Origin of the sequence: Sorangium sp. So ce119 (assembly GCF_051524405.1) — a bacterium.
GTDB lineage: Bacteria > Myxococcota_A > Polyangia > Polyangiales > Polyangiaceae > Sorangium > Sorangium cellulosum_G.
In genome coordinates this window covers 11,198,444-11,218,758 of sequence record NZ_CP150310.1, presented here as the reverse complement: position 1 = coordinate 11,218,758, position 20,315 = coordinate 11,198,444, and the positions used below count along the sequence as shown (strand labels likewise).

The following is a 20,315-nucleotide window of genomic DNA, read 5'->3' as shown; positions in this document are numbered from 1 at the left end:
CGACGCGCGGCTCATACGTCTGCAGGTTGGGAGGGCGGCCTCGCCGCCCTCTTTTTCGGAGGATTTTCCAATGAACAAGCTCGTTCTTGCGCTCGTCGCCGTGTCGGTTTCGTCCCTCGCCGTTGCCTGCGGCGGCGGCTCCGCGCCCGCGTCCGACCCGTCGACGGCGACCCCGCCCGCGTCCGACCCGGCGGCGGCCCCGGCCGACCCGGCGGCGGCCCCGGCGGCGACGCCCGAGTCGTCTCCCTCGGCTCCGGCCGACCCGGCGGCTCCGACGGCGCCCCCGGCGCAGTGAGCCCGCTGCGCAGCGCGCCGCTTCCCTGGTGAAGCGCGGGCTGCGATGCGCTTTGGGCGGCGCCTCTCCGGAGGCGTCGCCCTCTTTCATTTTGTCCCGCTGCGGCCTTGCTTCGGCGCCATCGGCCGACCGTTTCCGTGTACGTTCCGTCCGCACGCCTTGCTGCGGGAGGCTCGGCGCGGCGCAGCCGCGGCCCGCGAGCCGTTCCCGCTCCTGCTCGTGACCAGACCTCTCACGTCCCGGGGGCCGATCGAATGGGTATCACAAGCCGGCTGAGCTCCATGCTGCGGTCCGGGCGGCGTCGCCCTGGCCTCTCCTTCCCGCGCGCGGTCGCCTGGTCCGCGCTCGTCACCCTCGCGGGGTCGGGCCTCGGCGCGGGCTGCGGCCGCACCGACACGTGGGAGTACCCGGTCCCGCCCGGCGTCGAGCCCGCGGCGTGCGGCGACGGTGTCTGCGACGGCTCCGAGGACTGCGCGGGCTGCGCCTCCGACTGCGGCGCCTGCGCGGCGTGCGGCGACGGCGCCTGCGACAGGGCGAGCGAGTCGTGCGCGAGCTGTCCCGGCGACTGCGGCGCCTGCGCCTTGTGCGGCGACGGCGCCTGCAGCGACGACGAGAGCTGCGGGAGCTGCGCCGTGGACTGCGGCCTCTGCCCGGACTGCGGCGACGGCGTCTGCGATCCGGCGGGCGAGTCGTGCGCGAGCTGCCCCGGCGACTGCGGCCGGTGCCCGGGCTGCGGCGACGGCGCGTGCGGCGGCGACGAGACGTGCCTGACGTGCCCGGGTGACTGCGGCGTCTGCGCCTCGTGCGGCGACGGCGTCTGCGACAGGGCGAGCGAGAGCTGCTTCTCGTGCGCCCCCGACTGCGGCGACTGCGCCTCGTGCGGCGACGGGGTGTGCGACCCCGGGCGCGAGGGCTGCTTCTCGTGCCCGGCGGACTGCGGCGGCTGCGCCACGTGCGGCGACGGCCGCTGCTCGGGGACGGAGACGTGCGCGTCGTGCCAGCGCGACTGCGGCGTATGCTCGATCTGCTCGAACGGCGTCTGCGAGCCCTTCGAGACGTGCGCCGCCTGTCCGTCGGACTGCGGCGCGTGCGAGCCCACGAGCTGCCTCGAGGTGATCACCTGCGCGTTCGGGTGCATCGATCCCGAGCAGACGCCGCCGGACATCGGGATCGCGTGCGTCTCGAACTGCATGGCGCAGGGCTGCGCCAACGCCCAGTTCTTCGCCGAGCAGGTGTTGACGTGCGCCCTCTCGTCGCTCCCCCGCTGCGACGGCGACATGGAGTGCGTCCAGGACCGGTGCGCCGTCCAGATCGCGTCGTGCCTCGGGGCCACCTGCTGATCGCCGCCGGGGGCCGGCGCGGGCATCCGCCCTCGCCGCGCCCCGGCTGCCGCCTCGGTCGCCCCCGCCTCAGGCGTCGTCGAGCAGCTCCTTGGCCGTCAGCTCGCTGGCCGACCGCCCGTGCTCGTACTCGAGCAGGCCGAGCGCGGCGTAGCGCGGCCGGATCCGCCCGGAGAGCAGGCCGATCCGCTTCAGGTTCGGCACGATCCGCTTGAACATCGTCCGGCGGAAGAACCCCATCAGATCGCTGGTCAGCATGAGCTCGTCCCACTCGCAGCGCGTCATGCGGTGGGCGTAGAACTCGTCATAGAACTCGTGCGCCAGGAACCGGTTGCGCAGGAGGAGCGACAGCTCGAACGCCCAGTCCTCCCGCTCCCTCCGCGCCCGCTCGTCGATGCCCTCCCGATAAAACCTGCTCAGCGCGAGGACTCCATAGTGCACGTGGCGCGCCTCATCGGTGATGACCGAGCGCAGGACGTCCTTGAGGAGCGGCTCGCTCGTCATCTGTCGAATCGAGCCGAACGCGCCGAGCGCCAGGCCCTCGATCATGATCTGCATACCGAGGAACTTCATGTCCCACCGGCTGTCGCTCATGATGGCGTCGATGACGACATACAGGTTGTCGTTGATCTCGTAGAGCTTCTCCAGCTTCTGCGTGAGGTAGGCGTGGAAGACCTCGACGTGGCGCCCCTCGTCGGCCACCTGCGTGCTGCCGTAGAGCTTGGCGTCGAGCGAGGGCACGGACTCGGTGATCTGCGACGCCGCGAACAGGGCGCCCTGCTCGCCGTGCAGGAACTGGCTCAGCATCCACGAGAGGAGGCCATGGCGCTGCGTGGCCCGCTCCCGCTCGGAGAGCCGGCCCCAGAGGGGCAGCCTGGACGGCGGCATCCAGCTGTCGGGCAAGAGCGGCATTGTGGGGTCGAGCCAATCGACTTCCCGGGACCAGTCGAGGTCGGTCGACGCGTTCCACTGGGACGTCTTGGCCAGGTGGTAGAGCCTCGCCATGTCGGGGTCGTCCCGCCCGTAACTCCAGTTAAAGCTGGCCTCGTAACCAACAGAGATATCGGTCGAGCCCACCCCCTTGCCTCGCCGCTGGACGAAGCCGCGAAACGCAGGCCCGAGCAGCGACGCTAGCACCCGGACGTTGCCGCTCATCGATGCGTCGCGGAGGAGAGGGGCGGAATCGAGGAGGGTCTGGATAGCGTGTTGGAGGCGCATGGACATGAGAGCTTTCCGAAGCGACCAGGCGCGGTCCGGCGCCCGCGGTCACCCGTTATAATGGCATCCATCACCCAGCGGCAATCGTCTGATCACCGTTTTTGCGTCGTCATCACGGCTCCGGGACCTCCCGAGTCCGCCAGGGGGAACACGCCGGGCGTGCGCCCGTCGCTCACCTGACATGACAGCCGCGGAGGAGCCCCGCCGGCCGGACGCGCGCCGCCTCAGCTCACGCCGCCGCTCACGCCGCTGCGCAGCGTCGGCGCGGGCGAGGAGCACGAGGGCGGCCGCTCCCCGATCAGCATGAGGCCGGGCGGCCCCGCCGAGAGCTCGAGTCCCTCGACGCCGCGGACCGCCGCCTCGGTCGCGCAGAGGCCGTGCACCTCCTCGACCGGCGCCCACGCGCCGACCCGGGCCAGATCGCCGCCGATGATCTCCGGGTGGATCGTCGAGCGCACCACCACCTGCCCGGCGTGCAGGCACAGGTTCGGGTGCACGCGCCCGTCCGCGCGGCTCCGCTGCGCGAGCTCGTCGTGGAGCGCCGCGGCGATCTCGATCACCGCCGCCCGCTCCCGCAGCGCCTCGGCGGGGTCGCAGGAGAGCACGCGCACGGCGAGGATCTCGCTGCCGGTCATGGACACCAGCGTGAGGCCGGCGTCCCGGAGGCGCTCCTCGGCCACGTCGAGCGCGAGGCCGAGCGCGTCGGCGAGCGCGTCGTCGAGGTCGTCGGCGTCGGTGCGCGCGCGGAGGTCGAGGTAGACGGCGATCGCGTCGGCCGCGAGCTCGGGCAGGCTGCTCCGCCCCGACGGCGGCTCGCCCACCGCCTCGCGCAGCGTGCAGAGCAGGCTCTTCACCGACGGGAAGCGGTGCTCCGGCTGCTTCTCCAGGCAGCGCAGCACCACGGCGTCGAGCGCGGCCGGCAGCGGGGTCCGCCGGCTCGGGCGCGGCGGCGGCTCCTCCAGGTGCTGCCGGAGCAGCTCGGTCGCGTCCGGCGAGTAGAACGGCAGCTTGCCCGTGAGCAGCCGGTGGAGCAGGACGCCGAGCGCATAGACGTCGACGCGCGCGTCGATGGGGCCGCCGAGGATCTGCTCCGGCGCCATGATCGTGAGCGTGCCGGGCGCCCTCCCCGCCGTGGTGAAGCCGGTCGGGCCCTCCTCGGCCTCCATCAGCTTGGCGATCCCGAAGTCGAGGAGCTTCACCTTCCGCGGCGCGCCCCGCGAGACGAAGATGTTGCTGCCCTTCACGTCGCGATGGATGATCCCCGCGGCGTGCGCCGCGTCGAGCGCCGAGCAGACCGGCTCGAGCAGATCGAGCGCCTGCTCCGGCGAGAACCTCCCCTCCTGCCGGAGCAGCACGTCGAGCGTCAGCCCGTCGAGGTGCTCCATCACGTAGAACGGCCTCCCGTCCGCGAGCTCGCCGACGTCGTAGATCTCGACGATGCCCGGGTGGTTGAGCCGCCGCACCACCTCGATCTCGCGCAGGAACCGCTTCACCATCTTCGGCGAGGCGGCGAGCGTCCCGTGGAGCACCTTCATCGCCACACGCGCGCCACTCCGGAGCTGCCTCGCCTCGTAGACTGCCCCACATCCGCCCCGGGCGATGGGCGTCACAACGCTGTAGTCGCCCGCACGCGCGCCGCACGGCAGCTCGCCTCTGGAGAACGACCTCTCCTCCAGCGAAAATGCCCGAGTTTCATCATTGCGCGTCGCCAAACCATCCATCGTCATAAACCCCCCGATGCGATTAAGGCCTCGCCCGAGCGACGTTTTTCCCGGCGCGGAACGCTCATGTTGCCACTACACGTCGCTCCCCCTGGTGGTACAGTAAATCCATCGTTATCTAGACGGTAGCCTATTCCATCTGCTGGCAGAATAGGGGGGACAGATGAAGGGGCGAGTCCACGCGCGTTACCTGCGGACGTTTCTGTTCGTTACATTGCCCTGCTGCGGTGGCGGCGACGGATTTCCGACGGAGTGGGGGTCGGTCGAGGCAACCTCAAGTGCGCTCCTGAATCACAACGCCCTCAACCCCAACGCCCTCAACCCCAACGCCCTCAACCCCAACGCCCTCAACCCCAACGCCCTCGCCCCGAGCAGGCTCCAGGAGAGCAGCCTCTCGGAGACCGCCCTCGGCGCCATCACCGAGCCCGGGGAGATCGGCGCGATCTCGAGGCAGCTCCTTCAATACATCGTGAGCTGCGCGCTGAACGCATCGCAGTCGTTCCGCTTCTCGTGGCGCGACGAGCTCGGCGAGCTGCACGAGGAGCGCTACCCCGGGCACCTCGGGCTCGCCGCGAGCTGGAGCGACGAGCCGCTGAGCGGGCCGCGGAGGCTCTGGGTCTCGGCCTGCGTGGCGTCGCGCGCCAACCGGGCCGGCGTGTCGGTGATGATCTCGTCGCGCGGGACGCACCCGGCCCTCAGGTACCCGGACAGGAGCGAGGTCGAGTCCTTTCCTCGGGAGGAGGGCGCGTTCTGGGGCAACCTGTTCACGAGCCCCCCACGACTCTATGCCTGCTACAACGACGCCAATGTGGCGAACTCTCGCGCGCTCGGCAGGGAGTGTGCGACAGGGCGCCGCGACCCCGCCGGGGCCGCCCGGGAGTGCCCGAACATCCACATCGTGGGCCCATGCGATCTCGCGTGCGACGGGCTGAGCACCTCCGGCGGCCATCACCCGGCCTGCACCGATGATCGGGGCGAGCGGTCGTCCGCCGTGATCACGACGTTCCTGCCCTGAGGCGCCGATGCTGCCCGATCCTCATCGAGGCGGAGGCGCGGCGCGCGCCGGGGCGCCCCCCGCGCGGTGCAGGGAGTGCGGCCGGCGGGTCGCGCACGCGCACCCAGGGTGCCCGCAGCACGGCCCCGTGGCGCGGCAGGCCGGCCCGGAGCGCCGCGCGCCGGGCGGCGCCGACGACACCGACGCCGGCGGGCTCGGCGCGACCGCGCCGCCCAGCGTCGCGGGCTACCGCGTCGCCCGGCTCGCCGGCGTGGGCGGGTTCGGGGCCGTGTTCGCGGCCGAGCCAGAGGGCGGCGGACGGACCGTGGCGATCAAGGTCGCGCGCGCCGATCGGGCGGACGCGCGCGTGCGCCTCCTCGAGGAGATGCGGGCCCTCCACCACATCGGGCCGCCTCACGTGCCCGCCGTCTACACGTGCGGCCAGCTCGCCTCCGGCCTGCCGTACTTCGTGATGGAGTACCTCGACGCCCCGACGCTCGCCGACCGCCTGATCGCGACCGGCGTCGCCTGCCCCATGCCGCCGCGCGAGGCGTGCGCCCTCGCGCGCGCCGCGCTCCGGGCCCTCGACGAGATCCACGCGCGCGGCTACGTGCACCGCGACGTCAAGCCGGAGAACATCTTCGTCTCCGGCGCGCTGGCCCGGGACGGCGCCGAGGGCGGCGGGCACCGCGCCACCATCATCGATCTCGGCCTCGCGGCGGGGCGCCGCGACGGGCACCTCGACCTCACCGCCGAGCTCGACGCGCCCGGCACCGCCGAGTACATGGCGCCCGAGCAGTGCGACGGCCGCGGCGACGTCGACGCGCGCGCGGACGTCTACGCGCTCGGCGTCGTGCTGTTCGAGCTGCTCACCGGCAGGCCGCCGTTCTGGGGCCCCGCCGCCGTGGTGCGGCAGGACCACCTGAGCCGCCGCCCGCCGCGCCCCTCGTCGATGGCGCCGATCGCGCGCTCGCTCGAGGAGATCGTGCTCCGGTGCCTCGCCAAGGACCCCGGCCAGCGCTTCGAGAGCGCCGCCGCGCTCTGCGCCGCCCTGGAGGACTTCGAGCGCGCCCAGGAGCGCCGCGTCTGTCGGCCCAGCTGCCGGCCCAGCCGCGCCGCCACGGAGCCGCCGCCCACGTGCGGCCGCAGCGCCGGCCGGCGCGCCGTCGCGCTCCTCTTCTTCGAGGCCGCGCTCGACGTCGTGGCCCTCCAGCGGCGGCTCAGCGCGCTGGGCGGCCAGCTCGCGCACGCCGCCGGCAGCCGCGTCGTCGCCGTCTTCGACCACGAGGACGGCGCGAGCCCGCTGCGCCGCGCGATGCACGCCGCCCGCGAGCTCGAGCAGCAGCGCGTCCTCTCCCGCGGGCTGCTCGACCTCGCGACCGTGTCGGTCCAGACGCGCCCCGACGGCGCGCGGCGGTTCCTGAGCCCGCTCTTCCACCGCGACGACCGCTTCGCCCGGGCAGGCGCCGCGGGGATCGCCCTGTCGCCGGCCGCCGCGGCGGCGCTCGGCGACGGCGCCTCGCCGCCCGCGGGCGACAGCCTTGCGCCCGGGCCGGCCTCGGTCCAGCCCGGGCCGGCCTCCGCCCAGATCGACGCCGACACCGCGGTCGACGCGAGCTCCCAGCCGTTCTTCGGCCGGAGCGACGTCCTCGACGCGCTGGTCGCGGGCGCGCGCCAGGCCGTGACGACCTCGACGCCCACCATCGCCAGCGTCATCGGCGTGGCCGGCCAGGGCAAGAGCCGCCTCGCCGGCGCCCTCGTGCAGCGGCTGCGCGCGCTCGACCGGCGCGCCGGGGTGATCGAGCTCCGGACCGGCGAGCCGGTCGCCGGCGGCGCCGACCGCGCCGTCCGGGAGATCCTCCAGCAGGCGCTCGGCCTGCCGTCGTCGCCGCCGGCGGACGGCGGCGGCGAGCTCCTCCGGCGCCGCCTCGGCGCCGCGCAGCACGCGCGGCTCGGGGGCGCCGTGGCGCTCGCGCTCGGCTGGATCAGCGACGGCGCGCCCGCCGAGGAGCGCTACCCGGAGCTCCGCGCGCTCTCGGCGGCGCCCGGCGCGCTGCGCGCCGCGCTCGCCGTCGCGGCCGGCGAGGCGCTCCGCCGGCGGTCGCACCGCACGCCGCTCTTCGTGGTGCTCGACGACGCGCACGAGGCGGACGACGCGGCGCTCGCCGCGCTCGAGTACGCGGCGCTCGCCGAGGCGCGGAGCCCGCTCTTCATCTGCGCCCTCGCGCGGCCGACCTTCGAGCGCGCGCGCCCCTCCTTCGGCGACCGCGCCGCGCGCCGCGAGACGCACCGCCTCGAGGCGCTCGACCGGGAGAGCGCGATCGCCCTCTGCCGGCGGCTGCTCCTGCCCGCCGAGGACGTGCCCGAGCCCGCGCTCGCGCACCTCGTCGAGCGCGCGCAGGGCGTCCCGCTCCTGCTCGTCGAGCTCGTGCGCGGCCTCAAGCGCGAGGGCATCGTCCGCCGGCACCCGCGCGGCGACGCCTGGTACCTGGCCACGGACGAGCTCGATCGCCTCCCCGACATGCCGCTCCTCGACTGGCTCGCGCTCGGCGAGATCGACGCGCTCCCGCCCGCGCTCCAGGCGCACGCGCGCCTCGTCGCGGTCCTCGGCCCCGACGTCACCGTCGCCGAGGTGGCCGGCGTGCTCCAGCGGCTCGACGAGCACGGCGAGGCCGGCGACCTCCCGCTCGACGCCGCCGTCGCCGTGAAGCGCCTGCTCGCCGCGGGCCTGCTCGTCCAGGATCGGCGGGGCCGCATCGGCTTCCGGCACGCGCTGGTCCGCGAGGCCGTGGCCCGCGGCGCGCCCGAGCCGCTCCGCCGGCGCGTCCACCTCGCGGCCTTCAAGCTGCACCGCGACGCGGCCGGCGACGAGGGCGGCGAGGGCGGCGAGCGCGCCGCGCCCCACGACAGGGACGCGCGCCTCCTCCCGTTCGCGTACCACGCCGCGCGCGCGGGCCTCGCCGAGGTCGCCGAGGCCGCCTACCTCACCCTGGCCGAGCGCGCGCGCGCCCGGCACGCCTACCTCGACGCGGAGACGTTCTACAGCCGCGCGCTGGAGCAGCCGAGCGATCCGGCGGCGCAGGGCGCGAGCGCTCCGCCGAGCTCGCCGCGCGCCGCCGCGCCCCCGGGCCTGCCGCGCGCGCGCCCCGACCGCGCCGCCGCGCACCGGGGCCGCGGCCTCATGCGCTACCGCCTGGGCCGCTACCACGACGCGCTCGCCGACTTCGCCAGCGCGCGGGCGATCGCGCGGGCGCGGGGCGACGTCCCGGCGCAGATCGACATCCTCCTCGACGAGGCGACGGCGCTCGACTGGATGGACGAGTTCAAGAGCTCCGAGGAGCGCGTCGAGGAGGCGCGCGCGCTCGCCGCCGGCATCGCGCTGTCGCCGGCGCTCGCCGCGCGCCTCTCGCTCGGCGTCGGGCGCTCGCTCCACCGCTTCAGCCGGGAGGAGGAGGCGGCCGCCGCGCTCGAGCGCGCCGCGGCCGCGGCCGCCTCGCTGGGCGGCGACGGCTACGAGACGCTCGTCATCTCGCTGCTCATGCTCGGCTTCGTCCTCCAGGGGCTCGGCCGGCTCGACGACGCCGAGGACGCGCTCGGCCGGGCGATCGCGCTCTGCGAGGCGCACCGCGACACGCTCCACCTCGGCTCGGTGACCAACAACCGCGCGCTCCTCTGGGCGTGCCGGGGCGACAAGGCGCGGATGATCGCCGACCTCGAGCGGGTGCTGTCGCTCGCGCGCGAGCTCGGCCAGAGCGGGCTGGAGCGGGTCGGCGAGTACAACCTCGGCGAGTACCTCTACCTCATGGACGACCTCGCGGCGGCGAAGCCGCACATCGAGCGCGCGCTCGAGATCGAGCAGCGCCGGTTCTGCGGGGCGTGCCGGCCCGTCGCCCTGCTCCTCAAGGCCCGGTTCCTCTTCTACTGCGGCGAGGAGGACGAGGCCCGCGCGCTGTTCGAGCGGATGCGCGCGACGCAGGAAAGGGCGCGCGCCGAGGGCCGCGCCGACGCGCTGATGGTCCCCTCCGAGGAGGTGCTCTGCGCCATGATCGGCCTGGCGACCGGCGACGGCGGCGACGGCGGCGACGGGAGCGACGGGAGCGACGGCGCGTGGGACGCCCTCGTGGACCGCTCGGCGCAGAGCTCCGTCGGCCAGGAGCACATCGAGGTGCTCGAGCTCCGCGCGGTGACCGCCCTGCGCCGCGGCCGGCTCGCCGCCGCGCGCGCCGCGCTCTCGGCCGCGCTGCGCGCCGCGGAGCGCATCCCGAACGTCATGGGCGACCGGCTGCGCCGCCACGCCGCCGCGATCGCGGAGCGCGACGCCGGCGAGCCGGACCTGGATGAGGCGACGCTCCCCTCGTAGGCGCGGACGGGCGCGGAGGTGCGACACCACCCGCCCAAAGCGACGTCGATATCTCCTCCTGACAGAACGCTGACACCGCCCCTCGGCGCGCCGCGTCGCTACGTCCGAGCCTGATCTTCTTTACGGCGATCCCGTACAGCCTCCCTCCATGCGCGCATGCATGCGTGTCCGTGATGTGCGCTTCGAGAATGTCAGTTCCCGGACATCCACGGATCGATCAATCGTTTTTGCGCTGGCCCAGAGTCATATTTTGACCTGGAAGAAGGGCACCTCCGCGCGCTTGACAACACGAGAGATCAGCGCGTCTTGACAGCCAGAAATCCGGGGTCGGCTTGACAGATGGTACCGTGGGCTCGACTTGATCCGCACGGTCGCAAGCACGATGTTGAACTCCAATTCACGCGAGCATTCACGCGAGCAAGAACGCAGGAGCCGCCATTCAATGGCGCACGGCCGTCTCGACGCCGGCGAGCGGCGCTCCGCGACGCGCGAGGGTTTATAGAAGTGACGAGATCCATTGACGAAATCGACGTGAGCGGGAGGAAGGCCGCGGTGTGGGGGATCATCCCGGCCGTCGGGCGGGTGAGCGGCGCTCGGCCGCTCGCCTCCTCGAGAGCGCTGCTGCCCGTCGGCAGCCGCCTCGAGCGGGGCGTCGCGCGCCCTCGCGCGCTGAGCGAGCACCTCGTCGAGCGCGTGCTGCTCGCCGGCGCGACAAGGATCTGCTTCGTCGTCTCGTCGGGCAGCTCGGACGTCCTCGACCACTACGGGGCCACCGCCGGACGAGCGAGCCTGTCGTACGTCGTCCAGCCGAGGCCGGCCGGCCTCTGCGACGCCATCTTCCGCGCGCTGCCGCTCATCCCGCCGGAAGATCTCGTGTTCGTCGGCCTGCCGGACACGATCTGGTTCCCGGAGGACGGGCTCTCGGCGCTCCGGTCTCGGGCCCTCTCCTTCCTCCTGTTCCCGGTCGACCGCCCGGAGCTCTTCGACGCCGTCGTCACCGACGGCCACGGGCGCGTCCTCGAGATCCAGGCGAGGCACCGCGACGCCGCGTCGCGCTGGACCTGGGGCGCCTTCAAGCTGACCGGCGCGGTGCTCCAGGAGCTCCACGAGCTCTGGCGCGCGCGGGGCCGGCGCGACGAGCACATCGGCCCCCTCGTCAACGAGTACATCGCCCGCGGCGGCGTGGCGCTCGGCGTCCACGCCGGGACCGCGTACGCCGACGTCGGGACCCTCGACGGCTACCGCGAGGCCATGCGCCTCCTCCGCGCGGCGACGAGGACGAGCCCGCCGGCGGCGCAGGTCGCCGTCGACGGGGCGCGGAGCGAGCCCCCCGGCGCGCCCGCCCCGCTGTTCGCGGCCGAGGGCGACGCCCGCTGAGGCTCACCCGGCGGCAAGCATGAACGGAGGGTCACCCGGCGGCGGCGAGCGCCAGCGTCCTCGCGTTGTCGGGCACGCACGTCAGGAACCGCTCGCGGAAGGTCGGGTCGCTGATCTTCGCCGCGCGGCTGAGCAGCTGCTCGCGCGCTGTGGCGAGCGCGTCGGCCGCCTCGCGCGCGGCCCCGGCGGCCGCGAGCGCCTCGGCGTAGGCGAGCCGCACCAGCGACTCCCCCTCCTCCAGCGAGCCCGCCTCCTCGAGCTGCGCGAACGCCTCGCGTGCGGCCGGCAGCGCCTCCTCCGCGCGGCCCTGCACGAGCAGCGCGCGCGAGAGCACCGCGACCGCGGCGGCGCGGAGCGGCGGCGCCACCGTCAGCGCCTCGACGGCGGCGCGGGCCTCGCGCTCCGCGCCCGCCGGATCGCCCGAGCGCAGCAGGATCTGCGCGAGGTACGTCAGCGCCACCCCCTCCATCCGCCGGTCGCCCTGCTGGTGGAACGCGGCGGCGGCGCGCTGCTCGAGCTGCTTCGCCTCCTCGAGCTGCCCGAGGTGGGCGATGACGTAGCCGAGGTTCTGGAGCGCGGCCGTCTCCACGTCGTCGAGGCCCATGCGCTGCGCCGCCGCGAGCGCCGTCCGGAGCGCCGACTCGGCCGCCTCGAAGTCGCCGAGCTCGCCGTACAGGAAGCCCAGGTTCGCGCGCACCGAGCAGGCGTTCCGGCGGTCGCCAGCCTGCTCGAACGCCGGGAGCGCCGCCGTGAGCCCGCTCAGCGCCGCCCCGATGTCGCCCTTCGTCTGCGCCCGGATCGCGCGCACCTGCTGGTAGAGCCCCGCCGCCTGCGGCTCGAGCCCGGCCTTCTCGCCCGCGACAGCGTCGAGCATCCGGATCAGCTCGTCGGCCGCCGCGTAGCGGCCGCCGAAGACCAGGGACGTCGCGCCCTCGCACAGGCACATCACCCGGGCGCTGAGCGCGCCCACCGCCTCGGCCGCCCGCGCCGCCCACGCCTCGACGCGATCGAAGTGGCCGAGCTTCCCCTCCGCCACGACCACCTGCCCGATGGCGCGGAACCACGACGGGCTGCCGGGCCGCACGAGGCTCGCCGCCTCGATGCCGCGCTGCGCCGCGAGCGCCGTCTCCTGCTGCCACAGGCTGACCTCGGCCTCCACGAGCCGGAGCCGCCCGAGCTCGTCGTCCGTCGCCCCGCACGCGATCCCCATCTCGGCGCGCGCGAGCGCGCTCGCCAGATCGTTCGCCTCGATGGCCTGCTCGGCGGCCCGGCGGTACCACCGCACCGCGCGCGCGGGCTCGCCCCCGAGCCGGAAGTGCTCCGCGAGCGCCATCGCGTCGGTGTGCCCGCTGCGCTCGAGCCACTCCCCGGCCAGCTTGTGGCCGAGCGTGCGGTCCTCCTCGGTCAGCATCGCGTACGCGGCCTCGCGCACGATCGCGTGGCGGAACACGTAGTCCGTCGGGATGAGCCACCCCGGCGTCGACGCCGGCGCGATGAGCTCCCGCGCCGCGAGCGCGTCGAGCCACGTCTCGGTCTCCTTCACGCGCGTCGCGCCGCCGAGCAGCGCCGCCACCGCGAGCTTCGAGAAGCGGTCGCCGAAGATGCTCGCCGCCCGCAGCACGCGCTTCGCCTCGTGCCCCTCGGCGTCGAGCCGCGCCTCGACCGTGCCCAGCACCGAGTCGGGCAGCACGTGCCCCTTGCCCTCCGCGACCGCGCGGATCAGCTCTTCCAGGTAGAACGGGTTGCCGTCGGCCCGGTCCACGACGCGCGCCACGGTCTCGGCGGGCGTGTCCTCGCCGAGCGCGCTCCGCACCATCCGCTCGCTCGCCTTCGCGGGCAGCGGCCCGAGCTTGATCGTCTGCACCTCGCGGTCGGTCCAGAGCCCGGGGAACTGCCTGCTCACCTCGGGCCGGGCCAGCGCGAGCAGCGTGAGCGGCAGGTCCCTGAGGTTCCTGAGCGTCTGATCGATGAGGCGCACGGTCGCGGGGTCGCCCCACTGCAGGTCCTCGAGCACGAGCAGCACCGGCTGCGCCGCGCACTCGGCCGCGAGCCAGTCCTCCCACGCGGCGCGCGTCGCGTCGGCCATCAGCATCGCGTTCTCGCGCGCCGCGCGCAGCCCGCTCGTCTCGCCGTCGGGGAACGGCGTCCGCGACAGCTCGCCCAGGAAGGCCGCGATCCGGTTCAGCGCGTCGCCGCTCAGGTGGCGCCCCAGCCGGCGCTTCAGCTTGCGCCGCCGCGCCTCGATCGGCTCGCCCTCGCGCATCCCCGCCGCCTTGTGGAGCGCGTCGGCGATGAGCCCGAACGGCGACCCCGCGGCCACCGACTCGGCCCTGCCGGAGAGGATCTCCACCGCCCCGAACTGGCGCCGCACCCGGGTGAGGAACTCCAGGCGGAGCCGCGACTTCCCGGCCCCGGCCGGGCCGATCACGAGCACCGCGCTCGCCAGCGACTCGCTCACGCACCCCGAGAACACGCCCTCGAGCATGGACAGCTCGCGGCTGCGGCCGACCCACAGGCTCGGCTTGCCGAGCAGGACCGGCGTGCTCTCGTCGGCCGCCGTCTCGCTGGCGAGGAACGGCCCGCTCTCGTCCGTGTCGATCTTGAGCCGGCCGCCGACGACGCTGGCGGTCACGTCGTCGAGCCGGACCACGCCGGCCTGCGCGGCCCTGAGGGCGCGCACCCCCCGGTCGATCACGTCGCCCTCGATGAGCTTCGCCGACGACACCCCGCGCCCCGTCGCGACGGCGAGCGGGATGCCCGGGAACCGCGCGCGCAGCGCGAGCGCGCACCGCGCCGCCCGCTCGGCCCGGTCCACGGCGCTCCCGGCGCCGGCGAGGATCGCGATGAGCGACCCCCGCGAGATCTCCGTGATGTGCGCGCCGTAGGGCTCCACCGCGGCCCGCACCTCCGAGCGCGGCACCGCGGACGCCGGGCCCTCGTTCGAGAGCTCCTGCAGCACGCTCGAGACGTCCGACGCGCTCGGCACCCCGCCGGCCGCCGCCACGCTCATCTCGACGTCGTCCGGCTCGCCGGCGAGCACGAGCGACACGAGCCGCTGCTCGCTGCGCGTGAGGAAGCCCGGCGGCCGCGCCGACCGCATCGTCTCGTCGCGCTGCGACGCCAGCGTCGCGGGCCGCGGCGTCGCCCAGGCGTCGAGCGCGTCGGCGATCTGCGCGAGCTGCACCCCGACGTCGCCGCAGTCGCGCGGCCGGTCCTCGGGGTTCTTCGCCATCATCCGGTCGATGAGCAGCTCCAGCGGCTCCGGCACGTCCGCGCGGACGTCGCGCAGCCGGGGCGTCTGCTGGAACAGGAGCTTGGCGAGCGCGGCCATGACGTGCGCCCCCTCGAAGGCCGGGCGGCCCGCGATGCACTCGTAGAAGACGCACGCCAGCGAGAACACGTCCGCCCGCACGTCGAGGGCGCTCCCGCTCTCGATCTGCTCGGGCGCGATGTACCCCGGCGTCCCGAGGATCCCGCCCGTGTAGGTGAGCCGCCGCGACTCCCCGTCCGGGCGCGCGATCCCGAAGTCGACCAGCTTGAGCTGGCCGACGTCGCCGGCCACGAGGAAGATGTTGCTCGGCTTGACGTCGCGGTGGATGATCCCACGCGAGTGCGCGAACGCGAGCGCGTCCGCGGTCCTGCGCAGCACCGCGAGGCTCTCGGCGACCGTGAGCTGCCGGCGCGCGAGGCACGCCGCCAGGTCCTCGCCCTCCAGCCACTCCATGGCGAGGTAGTGGTCCCCGGCGCCCGTCCGCCCGTGCGCGACGTACCGGACGATCCCCGGGTGGCCTAGCTCGGCGAGGATCTGCGATTCGCGCTCGAAGCGCTCGACGTCGAAGGCCTCGCGGCTGTGCAGGAGCTTGAGGGCGACCTGGCGTGCGTCGAGGCGATCGTGGGCGCGGTAGACCGTCCCCATCCCTCCGGCCGCAACCTGCTGCTCGACGACGAATCGGCTCGCGAGGACGGCCCCGTACTCCACGCTGCTCGATGCTACTCGAGGAAGACGCTCACCGAGGCCTTGTAGCTGTCGGTACCGCGCGGAAAGATGCGGGTCCCGCACGGGAGCTCGATGAGGGGCTTCCGGTCGCGGCAGTTCGTGTAGCTGCCGTCGTGTCGCGGGCCGTCGCACACGTCCTCACAATCACCCACAACGTCGACCACGCAGTCGTCGATCTCGGGACCGCAGACGCGGGGGATCGACGTCTCCCCGGGCGCGAGGCAAGCGAAGCGGCGCTGGTTCTTCAGGAAGACGTTGCCGTAGTAGGTCGCCTCCGGCGTCTCGTACTTGTCGCGTTCCTTCCTCGTCGACGAGAGCGCGTCGTTCTTGCCGCGGAGCGAGATCGTCACGTGCTCGCCCAGGTAGTTCACGCGGGAGAGGAGGCAGGCCGACACCCACTCCTGGCATTTTTCACCACACGAGCCGTTCCTCCGGCCCCACTCGGGCGCAAGCCCGAGCTCCCCGACGAAGGTGTAGGAGCGGCGATCGACCTCGACAGTAATCTTCTCGTCTTCCGGCAGAGCGCAGCTCACGATGAAGCTGAGGAGCTCCCTCGACGCGGGGTCGCGGAGCGCCTCGCGGGTGAGCGAATTGCCCATCAGCGCGTTCTGGGTCAGCGCGTTCTGGGTCAGCGCGTTCTGGGTCAGCGCGTTCTGGGTCAGCGCGTTCTGGGTCAGCGCGTTCTGGGTCAGCGCGTTGTAGGCCACGACCTCCTGCTGCACCTCCGCCACCACCTCATCCTCACCATCGAGACCATCGAGCTCGGTAGACGCGATACAAGCGGTCTGCAAGGTCGACGCCGCCACGCAGACGATGAGAGCGAATTGGCGCATAGATTCCATAGTCCTAATTTCATCTACACCACTGCCGCTCATAAGTTCAATTTTTTTATAGACATTTTGCGGGACATGTTTCTACACACTGCCATGACACGCATCACGTAGTCAGATGCCGGGCGGGGGACAACGCAGAGCGCAGCACTCCCGCGCACCCTGAGCAGGGGGGAAGCGAAACAGCGTGTGGGTGGGAGAGTTACGCCAGTTTCCTGGTCAGCAGCGCATTGACCAGGTCGGGGTTCGCTTTGCCGCCGGAGGCCTTCATGACCTGGCCGACGAAGAACCCGATCAGCTTCGTATTCCCCGCGCGGAAGCGGGAAACCTCGCCGGGGTGCCCGGCGATGATCTGGTCGACGATGCGCTCCAGCGCGCCCTCGTCGGCCACCTGCCGGAGCCCTCTCTGCTCGACGATCGCCCTCGGGCTACCGCCCTGCTGCATCATCTCAGCCAGGACATCTCTTGCTATCTTCGTCGAAATCGTCCCGTCATCGATCAGCGCGAGGAGCTCGCCGAGTTGCGCACCTGAGAAGGGCAGGTAGCCTGTCTCCCTGTCCCTGAGCTCGCGCGAGATCGAGTGGATGACCCAGTTGGCGGCGCTCCTCGGGTTGTCGTGGACCGCCACCGCCTCCTCGAACAGCCGCAGGAGGCCGTCGTCCTCGGCCAGGATGACGGCGTCGTCGCCGGGGATCGCGCGCGTTTCGATGAGGTTCCTGGCCTTGTCGGCGCGGGCCGGATCGAGCCGCGCGAGCCGCTCCTCCACGGTCGCGCGCTCGCTCTTCGGCCGGGGCGGCAGCGCCTTCGCGGCCGCGCTCTCGGGCGCCGCGGCCGGAGCGGGCTTCTCGCCGGCCAGCTTCGCCCACGAGTCCTTGAGCGCTACCGTGCGGTTGAAGACCGGCGCGCCGGGCGCGGAGTCGACCGGATCCACGAAGAAGAATCCCTGGCGCTCGAACTGGACATGGCTGCCCCGCTCCGCGGTGGACAGGCTCGGTTCCACCCGGCACCCGGTCAGGGTCACCAGCGAACCAGGATTCAGGTTCTCCAGGAAGTCCTTCCCTTCCTCGACCGCGTCGGGCCGCTCGACCGCGAAGAGCCGGTCGTAGAGCCGGACCTCGGCGGGGATCGCGTGGGCCGCCGACACCCAGTGCAGCGTCCCCTTCGGCTTGCGGCCGTCGGGCGCTTCACCGGTCTTCGTGGGGTGATCGTAGGTGCAGCGCAGCTCGATCACCTCCCCTGTGGCCTGGTCTCTCACCACCTCGCGGCAGGTGATGAACCCCGCGTATCGGAGCCGCACCTGCTGCCCTGGCGCGAGCCGGAACCACTTCTTGGGAGGGTCCTCGAGGAAGTCGTCGCGCTCGATGTAGACGACCCGGGAGAGGGGCACCTTGCGGGAGCCCTGCCTGGGCACGTCCTCTGGCCAGTAGGGCGCGTCGATCTCCTCCACCTTGCCCTCGGGGAAGTTCTCGAGGACGACGCGGAGCGGGCGCAGCACGGCCATGACGCGCGGGGCGCGGAGATTGAGGTCGTCGCGGACGCACGACTCGAACTTCGCGATATCCACCATGCTGTTCGTCTTGGCGACGCCGATCTCCTCGCAGAAGGAGCGGATGGCCTCGGGCGTCACGCCGCGGCGCCGGAGGCCGGCGATGGTGGGCATGCGCGGGTCGTCCCAGCCGCTCACGAGCCCGCCCTTCACGAGCCCGAGCAGCTTCCGCTTGCTCATCACCGTGTAGTTCAGGTTGAGCCGCGCGAACTCGTACTGGCGGGGGCGGGACGGGACGTCCAGGCTCTCGATGATCCAGTCGTAGAGCTCCCGGTTGTTCTCGAACTCCAGCGTGCAGATCGAGTGGGTGATCCCCTCGATCGCGTCGGAGAGGCTGTGCGCGAAGTCATAGAGCGGGTAGATGCACCAGGCGTCGCCCGTCCGGTAATGGCGCGCGCGCTTGATGCGGTAGATCGGCGGATCGCGCATCTTCATGTTGGGGGCGGCCATATCGATCTTGGCCCGGAGCACGTGCGCGCCCTCCGGGAACTCCCCTGCCCTCATGCGGGCGAAGAGGTCCAGGTTCTCCTCGACGGACCTGCTCCGATAGGGGCTCTCTCGCCCGGGCTCGGTGACGGTGCCGCGGAGCTCGCGGGTCTCCGCCTCGCTAAGGCTGCACACGTACGCCTTGCCCTTCCGGATGAGCTCCACCGCGAACGCGTACAGCCGCTCGAAGTAATCCGACGCGAAGAAGAGCTTGTCGCCCCACTCGCCGCCGAGCCACCGCACGTCCCGCTGGATGGACTCCACGTACTCCAGGTCCTCGGCGGCCGGGTTCGTGTCGTCGAAGCGCATGTGGCACACGCCCCCGAACTCGGTCGCCAGCCCGAAATTGAGCAGGATGGACTTCGCATGTCCGATGTGCAGATAGCCGTTCGGCTCGGGCGGGAACCGGGTCACGACCCGCTTGTGTCTGCCTGCGGCGAGATCCTCGGAGATGATGTTACGGATGAAATTGGACGCGGCGCCGCCGCTGTCAGCGTCGCTCGGTCTCTGGCTCTGCGTTGTCACAGCTGTTTTCCACCTCGGCTCGGGCGCGGCCGCCCGAGCGGAGCCTACTCGAACGGCCCCCCCTGGACCACCGTGGAGAGGGCGCCGGCGCGGCCCCGCGCGCGCGGGACAGAGCGCGCTGCCCCGGGACGGGGCGCCGCGCGCGGGGCGGAGTGCCGCGCGCGGGGCGGAGCGGGGGAGCGCGGCGAGGGCGGGCTGGACGAAGCGTGGACGGGCGCAGCAGCGGCGGCGGCCCTGCCTTCGCACGCGGCGCGCGGGCTAGGGCCGGCGCGCCCGCGCGGGCGGTCAGAACTGGGCGGCCTCGGTCGACTCGTGGAGGGCGAGCGTGGACGCCGCGCCGCCGGAGATCACCTGGGCGACCTCGTCGAAGTAGCCCGTCCCGACCTCGCGCTGGTGACGGGTGGCGCTGTAGCCGAACTGCTCGCCGGCGAACTCGGCCTGCTGGAGCTCGGAGTACGCCGACATGCCGCGGCGCTGGTACTGCCGGGCGAGCTCGAACATGCTGTGGTTCAGCGCGTGGAACCCGGCGAGGGTGACGAACTGGAACTTGTACCCCATCGCGCCGAGCTCGCGCTGGAAGCGCGCGATGGTCGCGTCGTCGAGGTGCTTCTTCCAGTTGAACGACGGAGAGCAGTTGTACGCGAGCATCTTGCCCGGGAACTGCTTGTGGATCCCCTCCGCGAAGCGCCTCGCCTGGTCGAGGTCCGGCGTCGACGTCTCGCACCAGACGAGATCGGCGTACGGCGCGTACGCGAGCCCGCGCGCGATCGCCGCCTCGAGGCCGCCCTGCAGCACGTAGAAGCCCTCGGGCGTGCGCTCGCCGGGGATGAACGGCCTGTCGCGCGGGTCGACGTCGGAGGTGATCAGCTTGGCGCTGTCGGCGTCGGTGCGGGCGACGAGGATCGTCGGCACGCCCATGACGTCGCTGGCGAGGCGGGCCGCCACCAGGGTGCGGATGAACTGGCTGGTCGGGACGAGGACCTTGCCGCCCATGTGCCCGCACTTCTTCTCGGAGGCGAGCTGGTCCTCGAAGTGCACGCCCGCGGCGCCCGCCTCGATCATCGCCTTCATCAGCTCGAACGCGTTGAGCGGCCCGCCGAAGCCGGCCTCCGCGTCGGCCATGATGGGGGCGAGCCAGTAACGCCCCGACTTGCCCTCGGCGTTCTCGATCTGGTCGGCGCGGAGGAGCGCCTGGTTGATGCGGCGCACGAGCGTCGGGACGCTGTTCGCCGGATACAGGCTCTGGTCGGGGTACATCGTGCCCGCCTCGTTGTTGTCGGCCGCCACCTGCCACCCGCTCAGGTAGATCGCCTTGAGCCCCGCCCTCACCTGCTGCATCGCCTGGTTGCCGGTGAGCGCGCCGAGCGCCGCCACGTACGGCTCGCTGTGCATCAGGTTCCAGAGCCGCTTCGCCCCGAGCGTCGCCAGCGTGTAATCGATCCGGACGGTGCCGCGGAGCCGCGCGACGTCGGCCTCGGAGTACGGGCGAACGATCCCGCTCCATCGGCCGGGGGCGACGTCGCTCGTCGTCGCGTGCAGGGAATCGGCGGATATGGGCGTGTTCAGCGGGAAAGCAGCGGACATGACTGTGCTCCTAGCGTGTTGGGTTGACGGGCGGCAGCGGCC

11 protein-coding genes are annotated in these 20,315 nt (G+C 73.0%); 5 read left to right on the top strand and 6 right to left on the bottom strand.

Features of this window, described 5'->3' with window-relative positions; translation table 11 throughout:
• The first annotated feature begins 70 nt into the window (after window positions 1-70).
• Window positions 71-295 (top strand): hypothetical protein, encoded by a 225-nt coding sequence (locus tag WME76_RS42305; protein ID WP_437957828.1) that lies wholly within the window; start codon window positions 71-73, stop codon window positions 293-295.
• A gap of 254 nt (window positions 296-549) precedes the next feature.
• Window positions 550-1,635, top strand: coding sequence for a hypothetical protein (locus WME76_RS42300; protein ID WP_437957827.1), 1,086 nt, complete (start codon window positions 550-552; stop codon window positions 1,633-1,635).
• Between the two features lie 69 nt (window positions 1,636-1,704).
• On the opposite strand, the gene WME76_RS42295 is transcribed toward WME76_RS42300, so the two are convergent.
• Window positions 1,705-2,640, bottom strand: a complete 936-nt coding sequence (locus tag WME76_RS42295) for a ferritin-like domain-containing protein (protein WP_437957826.1) — start codon at window positions 2,638-2,640, stop codon at window positions 1,705-1,707.
• 437 nt (window positions 2,641-3,077) lie between these two features.
• Window positions 3,078-4,574: a serine/threonine-protein kinase gene (locus WME76_RS42290; protein WP_437957825.1), complete on the bottom strand. Its 1,497-nt coding sequence runs from the start codon at window positions 4,572-4,574 to the stop codon at window positions 3,078-3,080.
• 163 nt (window positions 4,575-4,737) lie between these two features.
• Between WME76_RS42290 and WME76_RS42285 the strand changes: the two genes are divergently transcribed.
• From WME76_RS42285 to WME76_RS42275, 3 genes are all read left to right on the top strand, one after another.
• Complete coding sequence (locus tag WME76_RS42285) at window positions 4,738-5,589, top strand: hypothetical protein (protein ID WP_437957824.1); 852 nt, start codon at window positions 4,738-4,740, stop codon at window positions 5,587-5,589.
• A 7-nt stretch (window positions 5,590-5,596) separates the two neighbouring features.
• Window positions 5,597-9,928, top strand: a complete 4,332-nt coding sequence (locus WME76_RS42280) for a serine/threonine-protein kinase (protein WP_437957823.1) — start codon at window positions 5,597-5,599, stop codon at window positions 9,926-9,928.
• Window positions 9,929-10,480: 552 nt separating this feature from the next.
• Window positions 10,481-11,305 (top strand): sugar phosphate nucleotidyltransferase, encoded by an 825-nt coding sequence (locus WME76_RS42275; protein WP_437962224.1) that lies wholly within the window; start codon window positions 10,481-10,483, stop codon window positions 11,303-11,305.
• Window positions 11,306-11,336: 31 nt separating this feature from the next.
• Here the strand turns inward: WME76_RS42275 and WME76_RS42270 are convergent, their stop codons facing one another.
• From WME76_RS42270 to aceA, 4 genes are all read right to left on the bottom strand, one after another.
• Window positions 11,337-15,284 (bottom strand): serine/threonine-protein kinase, encoded by a 3,948-nt coding sequence (locus WME76_RS42270; protein WP_437957822.1) that lies wholly within the window; start codon window positions 15,282-15,284, stop codon window positions 11,337-11,339.
• 11 nt (window positions 15,285-15,295) lie between these two features.
• Window positions 15,296-16,033 (bottom strand): hypothetical protein, encoded by a 738-nt coding sequence (locus WME76_RS42265; protein ID WP_437957821.1) that lies wholly within the window; start codon window positions 16,031-16,033, stop codon window positions 15,296-15,298.
• A gap of 301 nt (window positions 16,034-16,334) precedes the next feature.
• Window positions 16,335-18,689: a glutamine--tRNA ligase/YqeY domain fusion protein gene (locus WME76_RS42260; RefSeq protein WP_437957820.1), complete on the bottom strand. Its 2,355-nt coding sequence runs from the start codon at window positions 18,687-18,689 to the stop codon at window positions 16,335-16,337.
• A 285-nt stretch (window positions 18,690-18,974) separates the two neighbouring features.
• Window positions 18,975-20,273, bottom strand: a complete 1,299-nt coding sequence (gene aceA, locus WME76_RS42255) for an isocitrate lyase (protein WP_437957819.1) — start codon at window positions 20,271-20,273, stop codon at window positions 18,975-18,977.
• Window positions 20,274-20,315 lie beyond the last annotated feature (42 nt).